At 67.9% G+C, this 23602-nt stretch carries 20 protein-coding genes; 10 read left to right on the top strand and 10 right to left on the bottom strand.

Annotated elements, in window-relative coordinates; translation table 11 throughout:
• Positions 1-13 precede the first annotated feature (13 nt).
• The 6 genes from AC3EU2_RS11315 to AC3EU2_RS11340 all read left to right on the top strand — a co-directional run bounded on the left by AC3EU2_RS11315 (position 14) and on the right by AC3EU2_RS11340 (position 6627).
• The gene (locus tag AC3EU2_RS11315) at positions 14-1078 is read left to right on the top strand and encodes a Gfo/Idh/MocA family protein (RefSeq protein ID WP_488176397.1); all 1065 of its coding nucleotides are present in this window, start codon (positions 14-16) and stop codon (positions 1076-1078) included.
• Positions 1075-2076 (top strand): NAD-dependent epimerase/dehydratase family protein, encoded by a 1002-nt coding sequence (locus AC3EU2_RS11320; RefSeq protein WP_488176398.1) that lies wholly within the window; start codon positions 1075-1077, stop codon positions 2074-2076. The genes AC3EU2_RS11315 and AC3EU2_RS11320 overlap by 4 nt, the downstream gene beginning before the upstream one ends.
• The gene (locus AC3EU2_RS11325; protein WP_488176399.1) at positions 2073-3212 is read left to right on the top strand and encodes a DegT/DnrJ/EryC1/StrS family aminotransferase; all 1140 of its coding nucleotides are present in this window, start codon (positions 2073-2075) and stop codon (positions 3210-3212) included. Before AC3EU2_RS11320 ends, AC3EU2_RS11325 begins: the two co-directional genes overlap by 4 nt.
• Positions 3213-3254: 42 nt before the next feature.
• The gene (locus tag AC3EU2_RS11330) at positions 3255-4109 is read left to right on the top strand and encodes a glycosyltransferase family 2 protein (protein WP_488176400.1); all 855 of its coding nucleotides are present in this window, start codon (positions 3255-3257) and stop codon (positions 4107-4109) included.
• The gene (locus AC3EU2_RS11335; RefSeq protein WP_488176401.1) at positions 4106-4759 is read left to right on the top strand and encodes a polysaccharide deacetylase family protein; all 654 of its coding nucleotides are present in this window, start codon (positions 4106-4108) and stop codon (positions 4757-4759) included. Before AC3EU2_RS11330 ends, AC3EU2_RS11335 begins: the two co-directional genes overlap by 4 nt.
• A 350-nt stretch (positions 4760-5109) precedes the next feature.
• Complete coding sequence (locus tag AC3EU2_RS11340; protein WP_488176402.1) at positions 5110-6627, top strand: DUF4082 domain-containing protein; 1518 nt, start codon at positions 5110-5112, stop codon at positions 6625-6627.
• Positions 6628-6742: 115 nt separating this feature from the next.
• Here AC3EU2_RS11340 and AC3EU2_RS11345 read toward each other — a convergent pair whose 3' ends face one another.
• Together AC3EU2_RS11345 and AC3EU2_RS11350 are read right to left on the bottom strand one after the other, a co-directional pair.
• The gene (locus AC3EU2_RS11345) at positions 6743-7444 is read right to left on the bottom strand and encodes a hypothetical protein (protein WP_488176403.1); all 702 of its coding nucleotides are present in this window, start codon (positions 7442-7444) and stop codon (positions 6743-6745) included.
• A 163-nt stretch (positions 7445-7607) separates the two neighbouring features.
• Positions 7608-8288 carry a hypothetical protein gene (locus AC3EU2_RS11350; RefSeq protein WP_488176404.1) on the bottom strand — a complete coding sequence of 227 codons (681 nt, stop codon included), beginning with the start codon at positions 8286-8288 and terminating at the stop codon, positions 7608-7610.
• Between the two features lie 70 nt (positions 8289-8358).
• Between AC3EU2_RS11350 and AC3EU2_RS11355 the strand changes: the two genes are divergently transcribed.
• From AC3EU2_RS11355 to AC3EU2_RS11370, 4 genes are all read left to right on the top strand, one after another.
• On the top strand, positions 8359-9255 hold the full coding sequence (locus tag AC3EU2_RS11355) for a hypothetical protein (protein WP_488176405.1): 897 nt from the start codon (positions 8359-8361) through the stop codon (positions 9253-9255).
• A gap of 77 nt (positions 9256-9332) precedes the next feature.
• A complete protein-coding gene (locus AC3EU2_RS11360; RefSeq protein ID WP_488176406.1) occupies positions 9333-10547 on the top strand; it encodes an O-antigen ligase family protein in 1215 nt (404 codons plus the stop codon).
• A 10-nt stretch (positions 10548-10557) separates the two neighbouring features.
• A complete protein-coding gene (locus AC3EU2_RS11365) occupies positions 10558-11463 on the top strand; it encodes a glycosyltransferase (RefSeq protein WP_488176407.1) in 906 nt (301 codons plus the stop codon).
• Entirely contained in the window at positions 11460-12698 is a 1239-nt protein-coding gene (locus AC3EU2_RS11370; RefSeq protein WP_488176408.1) for a glycosyltransferase family 4 protein, read from the top strand. Before AC3EU2_RS11365 ends, AC3EU2_RS11370 begins: the two co-directional genes overlap by 4 nt.
• Here AC3EU2_RS11370 and AC3EU2_RS11375 read toward each other — a convergent pair.
• The 8 genes from AC3EU2_RS11375 to AC3EU2_RS11410 all read right to left on the bottom strand — a co-directional run bounded on the left by AC3EU2_RS11375 (position 12695) and on the right by AC3EU2_RS11410 (position 23535).
• Positions 12695-14260: an asparagine synthase-related protein gene (locus AC3EU2_RS11375; RefSeq protein ID WP_488176409.1), complete on the bottom strand. Its 1566-nt coding sequence runs from the start codon at positions 14258-14260 to the stop codon at positions 12695-12697. The genes AC3EU2_RS11370 and AC3EU2_RS11375 overlap by 4 nt on opposite strands.
• Before the next feature lie 185 nt (positions 14261-14445).
• Positions 14446-14676 (bottom strand): acyl carrier protein, encoded by a 231-nt coding sequence (locus AC3EU2_RS11380; protein WP_488176410.1) that lies wholly within the window; start codon positions 14674-14676, stop codon positions 14446-14448.
• A gap of 46 nt (positions 14677-14722) precedes the next feature.
• The gene (locus AC3EU2_RS11385; RefSeq protein WP_488176411.1) at positions 14723-15709 is read right to left on the bottom strand and encodes an IS481 family transposase; all 987 of its coding nucleotides are present in this window, start codon (positions 15707-15709) and stop codon (positions 14723-14725) included.
• 123 nt (positions 15710-15832) lie between these two features.
• On the bottom strand, positions 15833-17059 hold the full coding sequence (locus AC3EU2_RS11390) for a pyridoxal-dependent decarboxylase, exosortase A system-associated (RefSeq protein ID WP_488176412.1): 1227 nt from the start codon (positions 17057-17059) through the stop codon (positions 15833-15835).
• Entirely contained in the window at positions 17056-18624 is a 1569-nt protein-coding gene (locus tag AC3EU2_RS11395; protein ID WP_488176413.1) for an acyl-CoA ligase (AMP-forming), exosortase A system-associated, read from the bottom strand. The genes AC3EU2_RS11390 and AC3EU2_RS11395 overlap by 4 nt, the downstream gene beginning before the upstream one ends.
• A complete protein-coding gene (locus AC3EU2_RS11400; protein ID WP_488176414.1) occupies positions 18624-21059 on the bottom strand; it encodes a glycosyltransferase in 2436 nt (811 codons plus the stop codon). The genes AC3EU2_RS11395 and AC3EU2_RS11400 overlap by 1 nt, the downstream gene beginning before the upstream one ends.
• Positions 21056-22513, bottom strand: a complete 1458-nt coding sequence (locus AC3EU2_RS11405; RefSeq protein WP_488176415.1) for a lipopolysaccharide biosynthesis protein — start codon at positions 22511-22513, stop codon at positions 21056-21058. The genes AC3EU2_RS11400 and AC3EU2_RS11405 overlap by 4 nt, the downstream gene beginning before the upstream one ends.
• Complete coding sequence (locus AC3EU2_RS11410) at positions 22510-23535, bottom strand: DegT/DnrJ/EryC1/StrS family aminotransferase (protein WP_488176416.1); 1026 nt, start codon at positions 23533-23535, stop codon at positions 22510-22512. Before AC3EU2_RS11410 ends, AC3EU2_RS11405 begins: the two co-directional genes overlap by 4 nt.
• Between the last annotated feature and the right edge of the window lie 67 nt (positions 23536-23602).

The following is a 23602-nucleotide window of genomic DNA, read 5'->3' on the forward strand; positions in this document are numbered from 1 at the left end:
TCGGAGGGGCGAAATGACGTTGAGAATCGCTGTAGTCGGAGCCGGGTACTGGGGCCCGAACCTCGTCCGCAACTTCCGCAGCTCGGCGGACTGGTCGCTCGCTGCGGTGTGCGACCTCGACGCGGAGCGGGCAGCGCGCGTCGTGGGTGACGCGTCCGGCGTAGACGTCGAGACCTCGCTCGAGCGCCTGCTCACGAGGGACGACATCGACGCGGTCGCGATCGCGACTCCCGCCAACACCCACCACCCGATCGCGATGGCAGCGGTCGCAGCCGGCAAGCACGTGCTGGTGGAGAAGCCTCTTGCGGCGACGCGCGACGATGCGGCCGAGATGGTGGAACAGGCACGGCGTCATGGTGTGGTGCTCATGTGCGACCACACCTACTGCTACACCCCGGTGGTCCAGGCGCTTCGCAAGATGGTGCAGTCGGGCGAGCTCGGCGACATCCTGTTCATCGACTCCGTGCGCATCAACCTCGGTCTGGTGCAGCCCGACGTCGACGTCCTGTGGGACCTCGCACCTCACGACCTGTCCATCCTCGACGTCATCCTCCCGGGAGGGCTGGCCCCCGAGAGCGTCGCTGCCCACGGCGCCGACCCCATCGGAGCGGGTCGTGCCTGCGTCGGCTACCTCACGATGCCGCTGGCCAACGGCGCCATGGCCCACGTCCACGTCAACTGGTTGAGCCCGACCAAGATCCGGCAGATGGTCATCGGTGGGAGCCGGCGGACGGTGGTCTGGGACGACCTCAACCCCCAGCAACGGCTCAGTGTCTATGACCGCGGTGTGGACCTCGACCTGTCGTCGCGGACCGACAGCCTTGCTGACCGCACGGCGGCTGGCATCTCCTACCGGCTCGGTGACATGCGTGCTCCGTCGCTGCCGGAGCGCGAAGCCCTGGGTGCCATGGTCGCCGAGTTCGCGGCGGCGATCACCGAGCGTCGCGCACCCCTCACCGACGGGGGTGCCGGACTTCGCGTTCTCGACGTCCTCGAGGCGGCATCGGCCAGCCTGAAGGCGGACGGCCGCATGGTGCGCGTCGGCGAGTCGACGCGGCCGCAGGGGGCGCTGGTATGAGCGCGATCCGGGGAGCGCGCGTTCTGGTCACCGGTGGGGCGGGGACGATCGGGTCAACGATCGTCGACCAGCTCGTCGAGGCAGGGGCGTCGCGAGTAACGGTGCTGGACAACCTTGTTCGCGGACGTCGCGACAATCTCGAGGCGGCGTCGGCCTCTGGGCTCGTGGATCTCGTCGTGGGGGACCTCAAGGACCGTGACCTCGTTCACGACCTCACGTCAGGGAGCGATCTCGTGTTCCACCAGGCGGCCATTCGGATCACCCAGTGCGCCGAGGAACCCCGGCTCGCACTCGAGGTCCTCGTCGACGGCACCTTCACCGTCCTGGAGGCTGCGGCGGAGCACAAGGTCGACAAGCTGGTCCTGGCGTCCTCGGCGTCGGTCTACGGACTCGCCGAGGAGTTTCCCACCACCGAGCGGCACCATCACCACAACAACGACACCTTCTATGGCGCGGCCAAGTCGTTCAACGAGGGCATGGCACGCAGCTTCCGGGCCATGTCGGGCCTCGACTACGTCGCCCTGCGCTACTTCAACGTCTACGGACCGCGCATGGACGTCCACGGTCTCTACACCGAGGTGCTGGTGCGGTGGATGGAGCGGATCTCCGACGGGCAGCCGCCGCTCATCTTCGGTGACGGGCAGCAGACGATGGACTTCGTCTACACGGTCGACATCGCGAGGGCCAACATCTTGGCCATGAGCTCCGACGTCCGCGAAGGCGTCTACAACATCGCCAGCAGCGAGGAGACCTCTTTGACTGGTCTGGCCGAGGCTCTGCTGCGCGCCATGGGCTCCGACCTGCACGTCGAGCACGGTCCGGAGCGCGCGGTCAACGGAGTGAGCCGCCGCCTCGCAGACATCTCGGCCGCCCGGGCAGACCTCGGCTGGGAGCCGACCACCGGGCTCGAGGACGGGCTGCGCGAGCTCGTCGAGTGGTGGCGCCCGTTGCGCGAGTCGGTGGCCGCCGGCCGGGCTCTGCCGGCAGTGTCGTCATGACCCGCGTCAACGTGATGCAGCCCTGGCTGGGTGCGCAGGAAGTTGCGGCGGTCACGGAGGTCATCGAGTCGGGCTGGGTCGCCCAGGGCCCACGCGTCGCAGCTTTCGAGTCGGCCTTCGCCACCAGGATGCAAGCGCCGTATGCCGTGGCCGTGTCCAGTTGCACGACCGCCCTGCACCTTGCCCTCGTCGTGGCCGGGGTCGGGACCGGAGATGAGGTCGTCGTCCCGTCGCTCTCCTTCATCGCGACCGCGAATGCGGTCACGTACGTGGGCGCCGCGCCGGTGTTCGCCGACGTTGACGCCGAGACGGGCAACGTCACGGCCGACACGCTCAAGGTGGCTCTGACCTCACGGACCCGCGCTGTCATCGTCGTCGACCAGGGCGGCATACCGGTCGATCTCCGGGCTATCAGGGAGCTGTGCGATCCACTCGGCATCACCGTGGTGGAGGACGCGGCGTGTGCCGCCGGTTCGACCTACCGTGGCCGACCTGTGGGAGCGGGTTCGGAGATCACGGCATGGTCGTTCCACCCGCGCAAGATCGTCACCACGGGCGAGGGCGGCATGCTCACGACGACGAGGGAGGACTGGGCCATCCGTGCCCGGACCCTGCGGGAGCACGCCATGAACGTCTCCGCCGCCGAGCGCCACAAGAGCGTGCTGCCGCCCGCCGAGCAGTATCTCGAGGTCGGCTTCAACTTCCGGATGACCGACCTGCAGGCTGCTGTGGGCATCGTGCAGCTCGGCCGGCTCGACGAGGTCGTCGTGCGACGCCGCGAGCTGGCGGCTCGCTATCGCGAGGCGTTCGTCGGGATCTCCGGACTGCGTCTCGTCGACGACCCCGTCGCCGGCGAAGCGAACTTCCAGTCCTTGTGGGTCGAGGTCGGCGAGGCCTTTCCGTTGAGCCGGGACGAGCTCCTCGCGCACCTGGCGCAGGCCGACATCTCGGCTCGGCGCGGAATCATGGCGGCGCATCGCCAGCCGGCATACGCCGGCACGGATCACGGTGCGCTCCCGGTGACCGAGCGACTCACGGACCACACCCTCATTCTTCCGCTCTTCCACCAGATGACGGATGAGGAACAGTCCCGAGTCGTCGAGGCCGTCAAGGCCGCAGCAGCCTCAGGGCGATAGGCGCGCTCACGTGAACATGCGGGGGCTGCGGGAGGCTCGATCATGGTGAGCGTCGTCATTGCCGCCCACAACGAGGAGGCCGTGATCGGCGAGTGCCTTGACGCGCTTCTGCGCCAACGAAGTGACGGACTTCTCGAAGTCGTCGTCAGCGCCAACGGCTGCACGGACCGCACCGCTGAGGTTGCTGCTGGCCGGGGGGTTCGGGTGGTGGAACGGCAGCAGCCCAGCAAAGTCGGTGCGCTCAACGCGGGCGACGCAGAGGTGACGTCCTTCCCGCGCATCTATCTCGACGCCGACATCGTTCTCCCCGAGGATGCCGTCGCCCGGATCGTCGACGCCGTGCAGTCACCCTCGGTCCTTGCAGCCGTGCCCCGCCGACGCATCGACACGCACGGGCGGTCGTGGGGAGTGCGGGCGTACTTCGCCATCAACGAGCGACTGCCGGCCTTCGACCGGGGTCTCTTCGGCCGCGGCATCATCACGCTGTCGAAGCAGGGCAGGGCGCGGTTTGCGGACTTTCCCGAGATGATCGCCGACGACCTGTTCCTCGACTCGCTCTTCACCGACGCCGAGAAGGCCCTGGTGACCGAGGTCGAGGTCGTCGTGCAGGCGCCCTTCGGGGTGCGAGAGCTCGTGCGCCGGCTCGTGCGTGTGCGAAGGGGGAACGCGCAGCTTCAGGCGGCAGCGGCCAGGTCCGAGGTCGACGTGGACGTGTGCCCGTCCGACAGATGGGCGTGGCTGAGTGACGTGGTCGTGCGCGACCTGAGGTTGGTGCCTGCGGCCGTGCCCTACGTCCTCATCACGCTGTGTGCCGAAGCACTGAGTCGACGCGAGGGCGCACGGGGATGGGGACGCGACGCCAGCACGCGCACCTCCCAGCAAGGGAGCGCCCGGTGATCACGCACTTGTGCTTCCACGGCATCGGTCAGTGCGAGGACGAACGCGAGCAGGGTGAGGCGAAGTACTGGGTGGCCGAGGAGGTGTTCCTCAGGATCCTCGACGCCGTGGCTGCGAAGCAGGACATCGAACTCAGCTTCGACGACGGCAACACGACCGACATCGCCGTGGCACTTCCGGCCCTTCGCGATCGAGGGTTGAGTGCGACGTTCTTCGCGCTGGCTGGCCGCCTCGGCGAGCCAGCCAGCCTGAGCGCTTCGGACCTGCGGGAACTGCGGGCGGCAGGCATGACGATCGGCAACCACGGTTGGAAGCACATCTCTTGGCGCTTCCTGAATCCGCAGGACGAGAGGCGAGAGTTCGTCGAGGCGAGAGAGGTGTTGGAAGAGGCGTGTGGGGCGAATGTGACTACTGCAGCTCTCCCGCTGGGGCGATACGACCGGGTGGTGCTCAACAGACTCCGGCGGGCGGGCTACGAGACCGTCTTCACGAGCGACAGATTCCCGGCCAGGGCGGGATCATGGCTGCAAGCCCGCTACAGCGTGACGGCCGACGACACCGTGGAATCGGTCATGGCGATCACCGGCCCGACATATGGACGACGCGAGGTCCGAAATGTGGTCGCCAGTGCAGTCAAACGAGTCAGGTGATACGGCAGACGCTCTGAGCAGGGCCTTTGCCCCAAGGGAAGGTGGGTGGAGGACGGTGAGTGACCGTGCGACCAGGATGGGCTATTGCCTTGCAGCGGGCCGACGTCGGTATGGTCGGCGAACTCACAGTGCGATACGTCTTGGTTTCCCCCTTCTGCCCCTGCCCAGCCAAGACCCCCTCAAGGTGACTTGGTGACGCACACCGTCGACGAGCGCCTCACCACCCGAAGGAAAGCATGACTTCCCCACCCCACGCCCCCACGCCCGTCAGCAGCCGCCGGCGACGCGGCCTCGCCTACCTTGCCATTGGAGCCCTGAGTCTGGCCGCGGTCGCGACAGCGACGTCAGCAATGGGTAGCACCAACGGAATCTTCTCCGACGATCTGTCGCCAGAGGTGTCCGCGGATCCCGATCGCAGGGCAGTCGAGCTCGGTGTGAAGTTCCGGCCGGAGGAGGCCGGGAAGGTTTCGGCCATCCAGTTCTACCAAGGCAGCAAGGCATCCGGTGTCACGGAGGCCACCCTGTGGTCCTCGAGCGGTCGCGTGCTCAGCAGCGTGCAGTTCAGCGAGTCCAGGACCGAGGGCTGGAGGACGATTCCACTCGAGACGCCCGTCCCCCTCAAGGCGAGCGACAGCTACGTCGTGTCCTATCACGCCCCCGCCGGGGGCTACCCCGTGATCGAGAACGACCTCTCGAGAGCGCGCAGTCAGAACGGATTCGCCCTCCCGAGCGGGGCCGGTGTGTACTCCTATGACGAGCGGGCTCCCTTCCCCACACAGACCTACAAGGGATCGAACTACCTCGTCGACGTCGTCTACAGCGCGGACGGTGGGACCACGCCGCCGAGCGCCTCGCCGAGCCCGACCATCGCGACGCCAACGACGGGGACTCCGCGTCCGACCACCACGGCGACCCCGACCCCGACCACGGCGACCCCGAGCCCGACCACGGCGACCCCGACCCCGACCACGGCGACCCCGACCCCGACCACTCCGAGTCCAACGGTGACGCCGACGAGCCCGCCCACCACGACGCCCACGCCCCCGACGCCCAGCACCGGGGGAACCGTGGTGCTCGGTCGGAGCTTCCCGAACGCCGCCACGACCGGTGTGCCGGCAGGGACGAGTCTGACGCCCTACACGGGACCGTGCTCGATCCAGACCAACAACCTCGTCATCGACGCCAAGACGATCAACTGCGACCTCCGCATCCTTGCCCAGGGCGTGACGATCACGGATTCCGTCATCAACGGGACGATCTACAGCGATTCCGACTACTTCAACGGCTCGTTCACCCTCACCGACAGCGAGGTGCGGATGCCGCAGAGCGCCGGGACAGGCATCGGCGACGTCAACTTCGTCGCGACCCGGGTTGAGGTCACTGGCGGTAGCCGATCGATCAACTGTGCCGCGAACTGCACCGTGGCCGACTCCTACCTCCATGGTCAGTACACCGACAAGCGAGGCATCGACCACGAGTCGGCGATCCGCATGGGCTCGAACAGCATCATCCGACACAACCACATCACGTGCGACTCAACACCCGTGCCGCCCGACGCTGGGTGTTCTGCAGCCCTGACCGGCTACGGCGACTTCGCCATCGTCCAGAAGAACACCATCGACAACAACCTCATCGACGGCGGACCCTTCGGCTCGATGGGCTACTGCGCCTACGGTGGATCGACCACCGGCAAGCCCTACTCCGCAGGTGTGAACAACATCAAGTTCACGAACAACATCTTCATGCGCGGCCCGAATGGCAAGTGCGGAATCTGGGGACCCATCACGTCCTTCGATTCTCGAGCGCCGGGCAACGTGTGGACGAACAACCTCTGGAACGACGGAGCGACTGTTCCCGCCGCGAACTGATCGGCTCGACGCGAACTGATCCGCTCGCCGCGAACTGATCGGCTCGACGCGAACTGATCGGCTCGACGCGAACTGATCCGCTCGACCCTGCTCGGGTGGTCGGAGGCACTGCCTCTCACCACTCGAGCAGGGTCATTTCGCTGTAGAGGTGATCGCTCGAGGCCTCCGGCGGCAGGTCTCCGCGATACATCCTGGGCCGAGGCCGAGTGAGGTCTGCTCCCGGCCCTGATGGCGTGAATCCCAGGACGCGCCGTTCGGCGAGCACCGCCGGTATGCCCCGGGTCAGCAAATGGGCCGAGACTGCGGGCCACAACCGTTGCAGGACACCAGGATCCCCCCCGGCGTACAGCGGAGAGGCAAAGAGCGGCAGCCGCTTGCGGCGGTCGCGCCTGTACATCAGGTAGCCGTAGCCGCTCTCGTCGCTCACCACGAGGTGTCGGGATGCGGGGGCGTGGCGATGGTCGTGGAACACGGTCGCGTCCTCGCCGCTGAGAACTGCTCGCAGAACATCCGGACTCGCGGTGACCTCACCACGACGGCTGACTCGGGGCACATTGAGCACGAGACGCGTGGACGCATCGAAGTGTCGAAAGCCCAGACGTTCGTTCAGTGCCGGAACGGCCCCGCTGGGCGAGAGGTCGGTGAAGACCCAGTCCTGCTGACGGAGCAGAGCACGCAGGAGGCTCAAGGAGTGCGAGCGGTAGTCCTCGAGAACGCAGAACGCAGCGAGGTTGCACACCCGGATCGCTCCGTCACCGCGGATCGAGTAGACCCCGACGTACACACCGACGATGCGATTGTCGCCGTCGAGGATCATGAAACCCTGATTCGGACCGACCACCCCCCACGGGGGTCGAAGCAGCCCCGCCCACTGGTGCGCTGGAACTCGCGGGTTCAGGTGTTCTTGGAGGAAGGCCGATACGCGTTCGGCGTCGGCGGGACCGATGGAGAGCACCGCAACCTTGGACCGGGCGTGGTCGTCAGGCAACGGAGACAGCCCCCGCGGACAGCGAGCTTCTGCGGGCGGTGAGGACTCGGCGTCGTCGCCGTTCCGCTGCCAAGACGATCGTGACCGTGACCGCCACTCCGAGGCAGGCCGTCATGGCCAGCGCCTTGCGGCGGTCGCCCAGCACTTGGTAGATCACTGTCGACTCCGGAGCCGGGAACATCGAGATGCGATTGATCGGCGCGACCCCGGCCTGCTCCTGGAGATTCAGGAGCTCATTGTGTACCTGACGGATGACTTCGGACTGGCGTGCTTCGACTGCCTCCCTCGTCGGGGCAACGACGTCGAGCACGAGCATCTGGGTCGCGTAGTTCGACGCCCACTGCCCTCCGGTATCCGGCAGGCGGACGGACCAGCCGTCTCGAACGCCGAGACCGAGCAGGGTGACGTCGGGTGCGGCGAACTTCGTGACCTTGCCGGGGCCGGTGACGCGTTTGGCGACCACTCCGGCGGTGTCGATGATGTCTTCCGACTGCGTCCGCAGGGCATTGGGATAGAGGGTCGAGGTCGGCGCCAGGAACGCGAGGTCGGTACGAGTGAAGTGGACGCCATCATCGCTGATCACCACCAGACCGGCACTCGCCGTGCACAGGGCGCCGACGAGGACGACCGCCCAGTAGCGCAACAGAACTCTGGTGACCTCCCAGATAATCATCAGCCACACACCCTCCGCGACCTAGACTAGCGATGCAGGTGCCGGGGTGGAGACGATATGGAGGCAGCAAGTGGTTCTGGAGGTGCTGCGGGCCCTGGGTCGGCGATGGTACGTCGTGGTCGTCGGACTCCTCGTGACCGGTGCCCTCTCCTATGTCGCGTTCACGACGAGCCCGCCTGAGTACCACGCCAGGGGTCTCGTGCTCCTGCTGCCCTCAGATGCCGCTGTGGGCAAGGGCGGTAACCCCTTTCTGCAGCTGAGTGGCCTGGAGCAGCCAGCGGGAATCCTCGTGGCGTCCTTCTCGGGCGCCTTGGCACGTGCCGAGGTGGAGGAGCGCTCACCGTCTGCCGAATACACGATCGGAATCGACGACTCCACCCGCGGTCCGGTCATCGCCGTCGATGTCACGGCGTCGAGCGCACAAGCGACGATGGACACGCTCAACCATCTGGTTGCCCGGATACCAGAGGAGCTGGCCCGCCTCCAGGCCCAAGTTGAGGCCCCTGCCGACACGGCCATCGGCTCCATGCCATTGACGGTCGACAAGGAGGCGGACGTCAGCCGGGCCGGTACGATCCGAATGGTCATTGCCGCCCTCGTCGTCGGCACGGTCGGCACAGGAGCAGCAGGGTATGCCGTGGATGCCCTCATCCAGCGTCGTCGCCTGCGTGTCCTCGAGACGTCGGACCAGGATGATGATCCGGACCTTGACGTGAACTTGCGGCTGGCACGCGGCCGTGGAGGCGCGCGCCGAACCATGCGTGCCACCCGCTCGAGGAAGCGCCACGATGCGGAGGCGGTGACGGACGAGAGTGGGCTGGCAGACACCCACGGACTTGGCGAAGCGTCCCCGCCTGGTTCGGCGAGGACTGATGAGCCTGCTGAGGTGTCTGCAGGCACGGAAGCTCTCAGCGGCGCTTCCGTGTCGACGCCGAGCGAGCGTTCGCCGGCGGGGCGCCGGGCTTGACCGTCAGGGAGCAGTCGCACCGCTCCGCACTCAAGCTCCAGCCGAGTGATGCGGTGGGTTGGCTAACGTGCTACCTCATGCTCCTGCTCTTCGTGCCGTCACGGCTCGTCGTGGGTCCGTTGGGCAGCGCCGGTGCACCCTCCATGCTCTTTGGGCTCGGCAGCTTGTTCCTCTGGTCCTTCTTGTTCCTCGGTGCGATTCGGCGGACCTCGAGCCTTGCCCAGCCTGTGCGGATGGCACTCGGGGTCTTTCTCTTCTGTGCCGGGCTCACCTACGTCTTTTCCATGTCACGCCCCATGAGCCCCGACGAGATCAGCCCCGCTTCCGTGGCGCTGCTCGCTCTGGCCTCGTGGTCCGGGACCCTGCTGCTCACCCACGACGGGATCGTCACCCGGAGCCGCCTGGACACGCTCATCTGGCGGTTTGTCTACTGCGGGTTCGTGATTGCCTTTCTGGGGCTCGTGCAGGTGGTGACGCGCCAGGTGTGGGTCGATCGGATCTCCATCCCTGGCCTCTACAGCGCCCCGGCGTACGGTCTCGTGACCCGCGGCGGCTTCCCGCGGCCCGCCGGCACCTCGATCCACCCCATCGAGTTCGGTGTCCTGCTGTCCATCCTGCTGCCCATCGCCCTGCACGTCGGGTTCTTCCACACGCGTCGTCCTCCACTGCTGCGATGGCTGCCCGCGCTGACGATTGGCGCGATCATCCCGCTCACCTCGTCCCGCTCGGCCTACTTGGGCTCACTCGTGGCACTCCTCATCTGCATGGCTGGGTGGAGCACGGCTCAGCGGTGGGTACTTCTCGCAGCGGGTGGGGTGGGCGTGCTCGCCACGATGGTGCTGAGGCCGAACTTCCTCCTCTCGGTGCTCGGGCTCTTCACCGGTGCAGGGGATGACCCGAGCATCGCATCGCGCACGGGGAGCTTCGCGCTGGCATTCGAGTTCTTCGAACGCCACCCTTGGTTCGGTCGTGGTCTGGGCACCTTCCTGCCCAAGTACCGGATCTTCGACAACCAGTACCTCCTCCTCCTGGTCACGGTGGGGGTCGTGGGCACCCTGGCGTTCCTGGCGGTGGGGGTGACGGCGGTGGTGACGCTGCTCCGGCTGCGCGCGCGCCTGCACGACGTCGCCTCCCGTGACCTCGCGCTCGCCCTCGTGGCGTCTGTGTGTGCCGGGTTCTCGTGCCTCTTCATGTTCGATGCCTTTGCCTTCCCGATGACCATGGGGACACTGTTCATCGTGTTGGGCACCGCTGGCGCGCTACGTCACATCGAAGCGGAGCACCTCGGATGAGAGGACGGACATGACGTCACCCGTGGATGTCGCCTCGGTGGTGGTGACCTTCAACAGCCAGAGACATGTTGCTCAGTTGCTCGACAGCATTCCCGAAGCCATGGGCGACCTGTCGTTCTCCGTCACCGTCGTGGACAACGGCTCCACGGACACGACGTTGGATCTGCTCATGTCGCGCGCGGACTGCCAGGTCGTCCCTTCGACCAACGAAGGGTACGCCGCAGGGATGAACCGGGGTGTGCGCGCTGCGCCCGCCGCGCGGGCCGTGCTCATCCTCAACCCGGACGTGGTCCTCGATGCGGGTTGTGTGCCCGCAATGTTGAGCGTCCTCAACCGGTCCGATGTGGGCATCGTGGCTCCCCGGGTGCGCGAGGAGGATGGCAGCCTGTCACCGACGTTGCGGCGTGGACCGACGATGGGGCGCGTCGGCGGGCTGAGCTTCACGGGGCTGCCGCGCTTCACCGAACGCATCGAGGATCCCGCAGAATACGACCATGAGCACGAGGTCGACTGGGCGGTCGGGGCGATTCTGCTGATCGACGCGGACTGCTACGCGGCGATGGGCGGCATGGACGAGTCGTACTTCCTCTACTCCGAGGAGACCGACTTCAGCCTCCGCGCCAAGGATGCGGGGTGGGCCACCGTGTACGTACCGACGGCCGGCGCGATGCATGTGGGCGGAGGCTCGGGTGAGAGCGCGACAACGCACACGATGAAGATCCTCAACAGGGTTCGACTCTACCGTCGGCGTCGAGGAACCATGTTGGCCGCGGTCTATTTCGCACTCACTGTGCTCATCGAGGTTCGCCGGGCACTTCTCGGCCACGGCAGGTCATGGCCCACGATGGTCGCCCTGCTTCGCCCCTCCACGCGTCCCCCGGCCCTGCGGGCCAACGACAGCCTGCTCCCACGATGATGGCGAACCAGCCCGAGCACACCATGCGCCTCCTCATGATCGCGCCCGCGTGCGACGGTGAGGATGTCGGCGAGGCATGGGTCGCTTTCCAGTGGGTCAAGGAGCTCTCCCTCGCGTTCGACGTCACCCTGGTGTGCACCTTCAAGCGCGGGCACACGCCGATGTCGCTGCAGCTGCCTGGAGTGCGAGTGGTGGAGTGGGCCGAGCCGGTCGGTGTCGACAGGTTCGAGCGATTCAACAGCCTCATGCAGCCGGGCTACCTGCCGTTCTATGTCCGGGCCCGACGCTGGATCCGGGCGCGTCAGCGGGCCGGGGAGCTGTTCGACATCGCTCATCAGGTGATCCCGGTCGCGATGCGCTACCCGTCCCCGGCAGCGGGCCTGGGGTTGCCTCTGGTCCTTGGTCCCGTGGGCGGGAGTCTCGAGTCGCCCGCAGGATTCACGGGCGAGGAGGGGGGCACACCCTGGTGGCAGAAGCTCCGGCACCTCGACGCCTTGCGGATCCGGCACGATCGGCTCCTCCGGCGGACCTACGAGTCCGCCGACTGCGTGATCGGCATCGCCGACTACGTCGCCGAGTTCCTCGCGGACCTGCGCATCCAGAGACTGGAGATCATGAGTGAGACCGCGGTCCACGGCGTGCAACCGCCCGTCGACCGTTCGCGGCGCGAGGGCACCACTCGGCTGCTGCACGTCGGCCGCACCGTCCGCACGAAGGGGTTGCGAGATGTCATCCGGTCACTGGCCGAGCTGCGCGACCTCGACATCCACCTGGATGTCGTCGGAGACGGCAATGACCGCGAGGCGTGTGAAGGGCTCGCCGCCGAACTCGGTGTCGAGGGGGTGGTGACGTTCCACGGCAAGCTTCCTCGGGCCGAGGTCGACGGCTACTACGAGCGTGCCGACATCTTCGTCTTCCCGAGCTATCGCGAGCCCGGCGGCAACGTCAGTCTTGAGGCGATGTCGTTCGGGTTGCCCGTGGTCGTCTGCCGGCGAGGCGGGCCCGGGGCGAGTGTCGACGACTCGTGTGCGATCCGACTCGACGCGGTCTCGCCGGACCAGCTGGCGGCAGACTGCGCCGACGCACTCCGAACACTCGTCACCGACCGCGAGCTGAGGCTCCGCATGGGTGCGGCAGGGCGTGAGCACGTCGCACAGCACCACCTGTGGTCTCACCGGGTCGCGCGACTGAACACCCTCTACGGCGAGATCGCCGCGGCCCGCGGCGTGCGCTAGCCAGGCGGGGGCTCGGGGAACGCCTGCGCCACGACGAGGTTCGTCACGAATGCGACCGAGCTCGGCCGTGGCTCGACGCGGCCCTCCAGGACGTCCTCGACCCAGGCGTTGCGGACGAAGTCCAGCTCGCTGAAGGGGCGCAGTGTCTCGGGATGGGCACGCCAGAACTCGACGACCTTCCGCGCCATCACCGTGCCACCGGCCGGCGGCCGTGCCCCTCTCCGCACCTTCTGGAGGCCCTTGCGTGCAGCCCGATGAGCCAGGCTTGCGGCAGCCACTGCGGGTTGCCATCGCGGAGGGGAGGCGTAGACGGCCGGCGCCGGGCGCCGATCGAGGGGCCGCTGTCCGAGCTCGGGGTCGAGCTCCATCTGCAGGCGTGCGAGGAACCGGGACCCCGCCTTGTCGCGGGGTGCCAGACGGCTGGCGATGTCGAGGAATCCGGCGTCGAGCATCGGGTTGATCACCACCCTGCGGTCGGACACCGCCGTGTCCGTGGCACCGGCCCACCGCTGCATCCGATGCCGTACGTAGAGGTCGTCCGAGGCACGGAACCACTCGTCACCTGCGGACGTGAGCGCGTGGTGGACCTGCGTCGTCGCCCCGTCTCGCGCCCAGGCCATGAACTCGGCATCGAGCACATCGTGCTCGACCGCCTCGTTGACGAACATCCGCCACGACGCAAGGCGTTCGGCGTCTTTGCGGGAGTAGGCGCGGTCGCGAACTCGGCCGAGGTAGTAGAAGCCGCGGGCGATCTCACCACCGAGGCCGGAGATCCGCACGCCTTGGTCGAAGGCCTGCTCGGCCACCCGCTGTGAGGCGAGGGCGACCGGGTCCGACATGGCATCGAGCCGCACCGCGTCGTCGGTGCAGCGTCCCCACGCGTCGGCCGGGTCGATGTCGTCGATGCTGGAGAGTCCGTGAACCTCGTGCCGCAAACCGTAGCGCTGCGCGATCGACCGTGCGATCAGCACGTCGTCCGTGCCCGGGACCTCGAGCGTCATCGCATGGAGACCACGACGTCGCTCCTCGGGGAGGGCGCTCAACAACAGCCTGGAGTCCATCCCGCCCGTGAGCTGCAGAACCGCGTCGGGGTGGTCATCGAGCAGGGCTGCGAGCGACGTGCGAAGCAGGTCCGCGGCCTGGGCCACGGCTCTGTCGAGGCTCAGCGGCTCGCGCGCGGGCTCCTCCGGACTGGTGACCCGGACACCCCCGCGATCCAGGTGTGCCACGGCTCCGGGGGCAAGCTTGTCGACGCCGCTGAAGAGAGTGCGCTGACCCAGCTGCCATCCGAGCAACGACTGGGTCCCGACAGCAACAGGGTCGAGCGCGGCGCCGACGGTCCGGGCGGCCAACAGACATGAGCTGGACATGACCGGGTGCGGGGCCGCGATCGGCGTGTGGAACAGGTGCTGGAAGCCCATCGAGTCAGCCACCATCGTGACTCGGTCATCAAGCGCGCTCACGGCCCCGAACGGTGGCAGCAACCTGGTCAGTGCGCCGGGGTCGGACCGCATGAGGTGAGCGACCCGCTGGTCCGGCACCGTGCCGTCGGTGTCCCTCACGACCCTGGAGATCGTGAACGTGGGCCTGTCGCCGAGAACCTCCCCCAGCCCCCAGTGCCACAGGGCCACCGAACCGTCCGCCGACATCGTCCTACTGCCGGGGCGCAGTCCGGCGGGTGTCTCCGTGCTCCCGACCGTCGCCAGGAACCCGCGTAGAGCTCCGGGGTGGAACATCGACGTGCCGACTAGCTCAGTTTGGCTTCGACGAACTCGGTGAGAGAGCCCACCGTCTCGAACAGCTCGGCACCGAACTCGTCGTCCTCGATGGTGATGTCGAACTGATCCTCGAGCGCGCTCACGAGGGCCAGCACCCCGAGGGAGTCGAGCTCCGGGAGCGCGCCGAACAGGGGGGTCTCGGTCGTGAGCTCCTGGGGGTTCTGCTGGAGGTCGAGGGACTGCACCAGGACGGTACGCACCGAGTTCAGGGTTGAGGTCATGTCGTTTCCGATCTGTTGGCGAGGACTAGATGTACTGACCCGACAGGTTGATCAAGCGGGTGAAGGGCGGCTTGTTCCCGCAGGCAGTGTGGGGTCGGTGGTGGTTGTACTCGTGAAGCCATGCTGGCAGAGCCTGACGCCGTTCGGTCTCTGAGGTGTAGCAGCGGGCGTACCCCCAGCCGTCGGCCAGGGTGCGGTGGAAGCGTTCGACCTTGCCGTTGGTCTGGGGTCGGCGGGGCCGGGTGCGTGAGTGCTTGATGTCGAGCTCTGCACAGACGTCCCGCCACAGATGGGACACGTACGGGGACCCGTTGTCGGACAGGACCCTGCGGATGGTGATGCCACGGGCGGTGAACCAGGCGACAGCGCGGCGCAGCACCGCGGTCGCGGTGGCAGCGGTCTCGTCGTCGTGGATCTCGGCGTACGCGACTCGGGAGTGGTCGTCGATGGCGGTGTGCACGAACGCGTGCCCCATGTTCGGGTTGTGGTGCTTGTTCCTCGGCTTGCCCGGGGTGGCCGCTCGGTTCTTCAGGCCCTGACTTCGGCCCACGAAGCGCCACCCGCCGCCGTCGGGAATGTTGCCGAGCTTCTTGACGTCGACATGCAGCAGGTCCCCCGGGTGGTCGTGTTCGTAGCGGCGGACCGGTTCGCCGGTGGCGCGGTCGACGTGCGTGAGCCGGTTCAGTCGGCACCTGACCAGGACCCGGTGCGCGGTCGAGGGTGCGACGCCAACGTGCGCCGCGAGCTGGACCGGACCCAGTCGCTTGCGCAGCCGCAACGACACGATCCGCTTCGTCGTCGCCGCGCAGGTCTTGGCCGGCATCGCGTGCGGCCGGCTCGAGCGGTCGCTCATCGGCTCACCCGCTGCGTACCGGGCCGCCCACCGCTTCACCGTCGGCCAGGACACCTGGAACCGGGCAGCGACCTCACTGATCGGCACGCCCTGTTCGACGACGAGCTGGGCGACCTTGAGCCGATGACGAACAGTCAGCGCGGCATTAGCGTGGGACATGAGGGCCTCCTGTGCGTGGCAGTGGTGACTTGGCAGTTCCACTCCACCGCGGGAGGCCCTTCCCGCGCCACTGATCAGATCAGCGGATCGCAACCACTCAACCAACGTCCCGGGTCAGTACAACTAGACGAGGACTTCTGCAGGTGCGGGGTGTCCGAGGAAGGCCGTGGGACTGGCGGTGAGGCCGTAGGCCCCCTGCTGGAAGATGACCACCAGGTCGTCGATGTCCCCCGAGGGGAGGTGCACCTTGTCACCGAGCAGGTCCAGAGGCGTGCAGAGGCAGCCAACGACGGTCACCTCGTGGCTGGGCTCCTCCTCCAGACGGTTGCCGATGACCAGCGGGTAGTTGCGGCGGATCGCCTGGCCGAAGTTGCCGGAGGCCGCCAGCTGATGGTGCATGCCACCGTCGACGACGAGATAGTCGCGTCCACGCGACGCCTTGCGGTCCACGACCTTGGTCACATAGATGCCGCACTCTCCAACGAGGTAGCGCCCGAGCTCGATCACGGTGCTGGCACCCGGGAACCGGTGGGCGATCGGTCCTTCCACGAGCTCGTGAAGGTTGGCTCCGACGGCCGAGAGGTCGAGCGGTTGGTCGCGTTCGGTGTAGGGGATGCCGAAACCGCCACCGAGGTTGAGGTAGCGCAGGGGCCCGGGCAGGCCCTCGGCCAGTCCGGAGACGAGCTCGACCGTGCGCACCTGGGCCTCGGCGATGATGTCGGCATTGAGGTTCTGTGAGCCGGCGAACACATGGAATCCGCTGATGTCGAGGCCCCGCGTTGCATAGGTGCGCAAGACATCTGGCACCACTTCGGCGTCGATGCCGAACTGTTGGGGCCCTCCTCCCATGCGCATTCCCGAACCCTTCACGGCAAAGTCGGGGTTGACCCTGACGGCGACTGACGGCGTCAGACCGAGCTCGGACCCCGCTGCAACGACGCGGTCCAGCTCGGTCGTGGACTCCACCTCGATGAGGACGCCTGCTGCCACCGCCTGACGCAGCTCGGCCGGGGTCTTGCCGGGGCCGGCAAAGCTCACTCGGTCGGGACGCATCGTCGTGTCGAGTGCGGCCGCCATCTCCAGGGATGACGCCACGTCGATGCGGTCCACCCGGCCAGCGAGGTGCTGCACGACGGCAGGCATCGGGTTCGCCTTCATGGCGTAGCTGAGCTCGATCTGGGGCGGAAGGGCGGATCGCAGCATGTCGACCCGTGCGTCGAGGAGCCCTCGGTCGTAGGCGAAGAACGGCGTGGAGCCGACCCTCGCAGCGAGGCGGCTCAGCGGTATGCCACGGATGCTCAGCTCGGCGCCGATCGTGCCAAAGGTGGACACGTGCTCGAGGGGCCTCATGATCCGACCTCCGCACGAATCTGGTTGCGGTCGAACTTGCCGTTGGGGGAGCGCGGCAGCTCGTCGCGCACCTCGATCCGAGCGGGGACCATGAAGGTTGGCAAGGTCTTGCGCAGCTCACTGGTGAGTGTGTCGACGTCGAGCTCGGTGCCCTTGGGGGTGCTCACCAGGACGACGCGCTGCCCGAGCGTGGGGTCGTCGACACCGACCGCCACGGCGTCGCGGACGAGTCCGGTTCCGTAGGCGGCCTCCTCGATCTCGGTGGGGCTCACGCGGTAGCCGGACGTCTTGATCATGTCGTCGGTTCGGCCGACGAAGTAGAGGAAGCCCTCGTCGTCGGTGACGACGGTGTCGCCGGACCAGACGGCCATTTCGGGTGTGCGCCACTCGTGACCGGGTTGCACGAAGGGCCGGTAGCGCTCGGCGGTCCGCACGGGGTCGTTCCAGTAGCCGAGGCCGACCAAGGCGCCTCGGTGGACGAGCTCGCCTTCCTCACCCGGCTGGCAGCGTGTACCGTCCGGGCGGAGAACGAGAATCTCTGCGTTGGGGATTGCCTTGCCGATCGAGTCGGGCCGGCGATCGACCTCGGCGGGGTCGAGGTAGGTCGACCGGAAGGCTTCGGTGAGCCCATACATGAGGACGGGTGCAGCGTGCGCGAAGGTGTCCCGTAGCCGTTGCAGCGTGGTTCTGGGCATGCGACCGCCGGTGTTGGCGAAGTACCTCATCGGCTGTGTTGCCTCGGCCGGCCAGGGCACATCCATCAGCTGCAGCCAGAGAGGCGGTACACCAGTCAGTCCAGTCACCCGGTGTCGGGCACACAACTTGGGGACGTCACGTGGCAGGAGGTAGTTCATGAGCACGCTGTGCGCACCCACGGAGAAGGCTGTGGTCACCTGGCTCAGTCCCGCGTCGAAGCTCAACGGCAGGACGCTGAGGATGACGTCGTCCTCCGTGTTGCCGAGATAGCTGCTCACACTCTCGGCGCCGACGATGAGGTTCCGATGGCTGAGCACCACGCCCTTGGGACTGCCGGTGCTGCCCGACGTGTAGAGGATGGCCGCCGGGTCGACGTCGATCGGTGGGTGACAGGCGGGCGCCGCCGGCCTCGGCACACGGGGGCTGCTCGACAACCACTCATGGACGACGACGCGGCCCACGGCGCGCGATGAGGGAGAGCCGACGAGGACCACGTGCTCGACCGCGCTCGCGGGCAGGATCGACTCGAGCTGGGCCAGCCGGTCGACCGTGGTGACGAGGACACGGGCGCCGCTGTCGGCGAGGATGTGCCCGACCTGCATCGGCTTGAGGACGTGGTTCACCGGCACGAAGATCCCCCCGGCCGCCGACGTCGCGAACATGGCCACGACGGTCTCGACCCGCTTCTCGAGGTAGATCGCCACGCGATCTCCTCTGCCCAGGTGGAGGCCGCTCAGCTGGTTGGACGCGTGTTCGACCTGGTCCCAGACAGCGGCATACGTCAGTGTTTCGCCCTGATAGGTGAGGGCAGGGCGCGCCGGCGAACGGGCGACGGTCGTGGACAGGAGGTGGTGGAACGCAGTGCGCATCAGTCGGCACGTCTTTCGGTGAGTGCAGGGGTGAGCGGGCTGGGGCCGTCCCGGAGGAGGTCGAGGAGGTGGTCGGCCCGCGCCTCCCACGCGGCATCCTTGACGGACAGGCGTATGTCGGACCGATCCAGTTGGGAGACAGCGACCTTCGCCACGCACTCGCAGAACTGGTCGACCTCCGACTCGGCGCTCACGAAGGCCCGGTCGAGTCCGCGGAGGGGCGCCACATCCGAGGAGACCACGGGAATTCCAGCAGCGAGATACTCGAGAGTCTTCAGCGGATAGCTCCGTGCGTTGAACATCGAGTCGACATAAGGAGTGAGGCCCACGTCGACGGCCGCCAGGTACGGCGCCAGCTCCTCGCGAGGCAGGCCGTCGACCCAGTGGACTCCCGGACTGCCGATCAGGCGGTCGAAGGCCTCGTCATCGTTGCTGTCCACGAAAAATCGCGGCCCGACGAGGAGAAGGCTGGTGCCGGCGGCGCGTACCGCGTCCAGCAGAGCGAGGTCGGTGCGGGAGTTGAACTGTCCCACGACGCCCGCGACAGGGCGCTCCAGCGGGACGTCGGCCGGAGCGGTCGCCTCGACAGTGGCCAGTCGGGCGACGTCGGCTCCGTTGGGCAGCCAGCACGGAGGTGTCGGCGTCCGCTGCAGGTGCCGGGCGAGCTCGGGGGTCACGGCCAGGACGACATCCGCGGCGCGCAGGTTCTTCTCGCGGGCCGCAGCGAGGTAGCGCCTGCTCACCCCCCAGAGAGGGGCGCCCTCGACGAAGTCGTCGGTGGCGTAGAAGGCGCGCCGTCCGCCGAGGTCGCGGACGTGGTGCAGCATCGGCGCCGTCGTCGAGGCGATCACGGCACTGGGACGCAGGCCGTTCTGCTCGAGGTAGCGCCGCGCGACGGACGCACGCCGACGGTTGGCCAGGTCCCTCAGCAGCGGGCGTTGCACACCTGCAATGGTCGGCGCCCGCAGCCGCACGACGTTGGGGATGGGCTCGCTCACCGCGGGCGGGATGCGGTCGCGGCGTCGGAGGATCGAGTGGGGAGTGTCCACCCAGACGATCTGCGAGTGCCGAGCGATCGCGGTGGCCAGCTGCCGGTCCGTCCCGGCGAGGGTGTCCCAGCCCACGCCGGGGAACCAGAGAATCGGGCCCGTCGCCGAGGATGTGCCGGCCCCACCACCCAGCACGCCCGACGCGGTGCCTTCCGGGCTCCGCGAGACCACCGGCACGGCATTGAAGTCGTCCGTCCGCTGGCGACCCCGGACGCGGGCGACGCGTTGCCCGACGTAGTAGCGCGCCAGCTGCACGGCCGAGCGGGCAGCGTCGACCACCTGCTTCTTGTGCTCTCCCCGAGCGGCCACCGCATCCCGGTAGATCGTCACCTGTCGTCTGGCGGCGGACTCGAGAGAGAACTCCTCCACCACCCCACGTCCATAGGATCCGAGCCCTAGGCGCAACGCCTCGTCGGCGAGGAGCGGCGCGAGCTCGGCCTCGAGGGCAGCCCTGCCGCTCTCCTTCCCGGCGCCGACGCCGTACCAGCCCTGCCAGCGGAACTCACCCAGGGAGGCACGGGTGAGGGTGCGGAAGTAGCCGTACTCGCCCTGCACGACAAGAGGTTTCGCAAAAGCGAGTGAACGCAGGGCCGAGCCGCCCATGCCGAGCACGATGTCCGCGGCGCCGTAGGCCGGTCGGGGGTCGGCGAGCTCGCCCGTGAGGGTCACCGTGCGGCGACCAAGTCGTTTGTTGGCCTCATCGGCCGCGGACTGGATCGCTGCGCGGGCCTGTCCGTCGCCGACGATGACGAGCTGGAACGGAGTCGACTCCTGCATCGTCACGGCTGCCTCGATGGCGGTGAGGACACCCTCGGACTTCAGCTCACGCACCAGCCGGCTCACGCAGACGACGAGTGGGCGCTCGTCGAGCGCCCACTCGCTGCGGAACGCGGCGACGGTCCTCGGGTCGTCGATCCGGTTGTGGTCGAGATCCACCGGGGGCTCGATGAGGTTGAGGCTGAGGCGCCCCGCCTGTTGTTCTCGTGCACTGATCTGCTGGGTACCCACGACGAGCGGCATCCACCGCGGCAGGAACGGGGCGACCGCCATCGACATCACGGTGCACACTGCCGCGACGTCGGGGAGTCGCTCGGCGGCGAGCCAGCCCTCCAGACCCGGCGGCCACTCGTACCCGTGGATCACGTCGATACCGCGCTCGCGGACGACCGCCTGCAGGGCCCGAGCCACGCGGGGTGACGGCCGTCGGCCCGGGTCGGGGGACTCGATGAACTCGATGCCGAGCTCCTCGATGCGGTCGCACAGCGTGCCGCGGCGACCGAAGACGACGCACTCGTGCCCGAGTCTGGAGACGGCCGCTGCCAGCTCGATGGCGTTGGTCTGGCTTCCGCCCATGTTGAGGTCGTGTGGGTAGACGAGGATCTTCACGTCGCCCCCCCTCCACGAATCGCGGCTCGGAGCAGCCTGAGCTCGTCTCGCTTCCAGAACGCGAGCGCCGCGATGACGCACATGGCGAAGAGCCCAGCGGACCCAGCGCCGAGGAACGCTCCGTCGACGGAGTTCGCGAGCACACGGCATACGCCCCAGACCGCGAGCGCGGCAGCGGTCGGCACGATCACCGAGGCCGTGATGTTGGAGGCACGCACGCCGATGCGGTGCAGGGCGAGCACATACAGCGGGGCGACGACCACGAGTGCGACGACGAGCTGGACTGCGGCCACACCGGCCTGCCCGTCGCGACGGCCTGCCCAGAGCATGACGGGCAGCGCCACGGCGAACGACGTCGCCTGGATGAGCATGACGACACCAGACTTGCCCTGGACGACGAGGTAGTCGTAGGCGAGCTCGAAGAGGATCCTCAGGCCGGCGAATGCTGCCAGCCAGAGCAGGACATCGGCCGCTGGCGCCCAGTCGGCCCCGTAGACGAAGGCGACCACGGGCTCAGCTGCACCGCTGATGGCCAGGCACGCGGGCAGTGCCACGCAGGCGAGGATGCTCAGGATCCGGGTGAAGCCCTGCGTCATGCGTTCGGGCTCGGACTTGAGCGCGGAGAAGGCCGCCGGTGCCACGGCCCGCAGGGGCAGCGAGAAGATCGAGACCGGCCAACTGGCCAGGTTGTAGGCCAGGACGTAGAAGCCGAGCGCCTGGACGCCGGCGATCGAGCCGACGATCACCTGGTCCGCGTAACCGGCGGCGAAGACGATGATGCTCGACCCGGCGAGCGGCAACCCGAATCTCAGGAGCCGGCTGGCGACCTCGCGGTCCCACCCGAAGCGGTACGGGATGGGTGACCACCGGATGAGCAGCAGGCCGAAGACGACGCTCGCGACGAGTCGTCCGATCGCGAGGCTCATGGCTCCCCACCCGAGAAGCGCGAGGACCAGGGACAGTCCCGCCCCGAGCCACGTGTTGACCTGGTCGGCGATGGTCCGCTTCTTCTGCATGAACTCGCGCTGGAGCACGGCGGCGGACGTCGCGACCAGACCGTTGAGGAGGATGGAGATCGCCATCACCCGCACCACCGGCGTCGCCCGGACGTCGCCGAGCATCGTCGAGACCTGGGGCGCCGCGATGATCACCGCGGCGGTGAGGACGGCACTGCTCGCGACGGCGACCGTGTTGATCGTGGGAGCGATGATCCTGGGGTCGTCCCGCCACCGGATCACCGCCAGGCTGACGCCGAGCTCGTTGAAGCTGAGGATGGCGAGCATCGTGACCGTGGCGATCGCGAAGATCCCGAACTCCGAGGGGCCCAAGGTCCGGGCCAGTGCCACGCCGATTGCCAGGGTGCCCAGCCGCGCCACGACCGTGTTGCCAATGCTCCACATGAACGCTCGCGACGCGCGGTGGGCGACGGATCCCTCGGTGTGCTGCTCCGTCATGTCCGGAGTGCTCGGCACAGCTCCCCCACGACTCGTTCCTGCTGTTCGCCAGTGAGGTGGGGGAACATCGGCAGGGAGAGGATCCGGGCCGCTGCGGCCTCGGTCACAGGGAACTCTCCACAGCGGTGGCCCAGTCCGGCGTACGCCTCGGTCAGGTGGATCGGCGTGGGGTAGTGAAGAGCGACACCCACTCCAGCCTCATCCATGCGGGCCATGACCTTGTCGCGTTCGTCGACCTGAATGACATAGAGGTGCCAGACGTCGTGGTTGCCAGGTCGTTCGAGCGGCCGGCGCACCTCGTCGACCTCCGCGAGGAGCTCGCCGTAGCGTGCTGCCGCAGCGCGTCGCGCGTCATTCCACGCATCCAGGCGACGCAGCTTGGCACGCAGCACCGGCGCCTGGACGGCGTCGAGCCGAGCGTTCATGCCAATGCGTTCATGAACGTACTTGGTCGAGCTGCCGTGCGCCGCAACGTTGCGCACGAAGGCCGCAACCTCGCCGTCGTTGGTCATGACGGCACCCGCGTCTCCGGCGGCACCAAGGTTCTTGCCGGGATAGAAGCTCGTGGCAGCCACCCGACCGAGGGAACCGGCCCGTCCGGCGGACGAGGTCGCCCCCTGCGACTGTGCAGCGTCCTCGACCACCGCGATGCCGTGTCGTTCGGCGATCGGCAGAATCCGTTCGATCGGTGCGGTCTGCCCGTACAGGTGCACGGGCGCGATGGCCCGGGTTCGTGAGGTCATTGCGGCTTCGACGGCGTCGGGGTCGATGAGCAGGTGGGCAGGGTCGACGTCGACGGGCACCGGCACGGCGCCGATACGCGACACCGCCTCGGCGGTTGCAATGAAGGTGTTCGCGGGAATGATCACCTCGTCGCCCGCACCGACGCCGACGGCGCGGTAGGCGAGCTCGAGGGCGTCGGTGCCGTTGGACACCCCGACGACGTGCGCCACTCCGATGTAGTCGGCGAACTCGCCCTCGAAGGCCGACACTTCGGGACCGCCGATGAAGGCCGCCGCCATGAACTGGGCCCTCCACATCGGCAGCACCTCGTCGGCGATCTCGGCCTGCTGTGCCGCGATGTCCGAG

This window comes from Knoellia sp. B-D-2 (genome assembly GCF_057714695.1).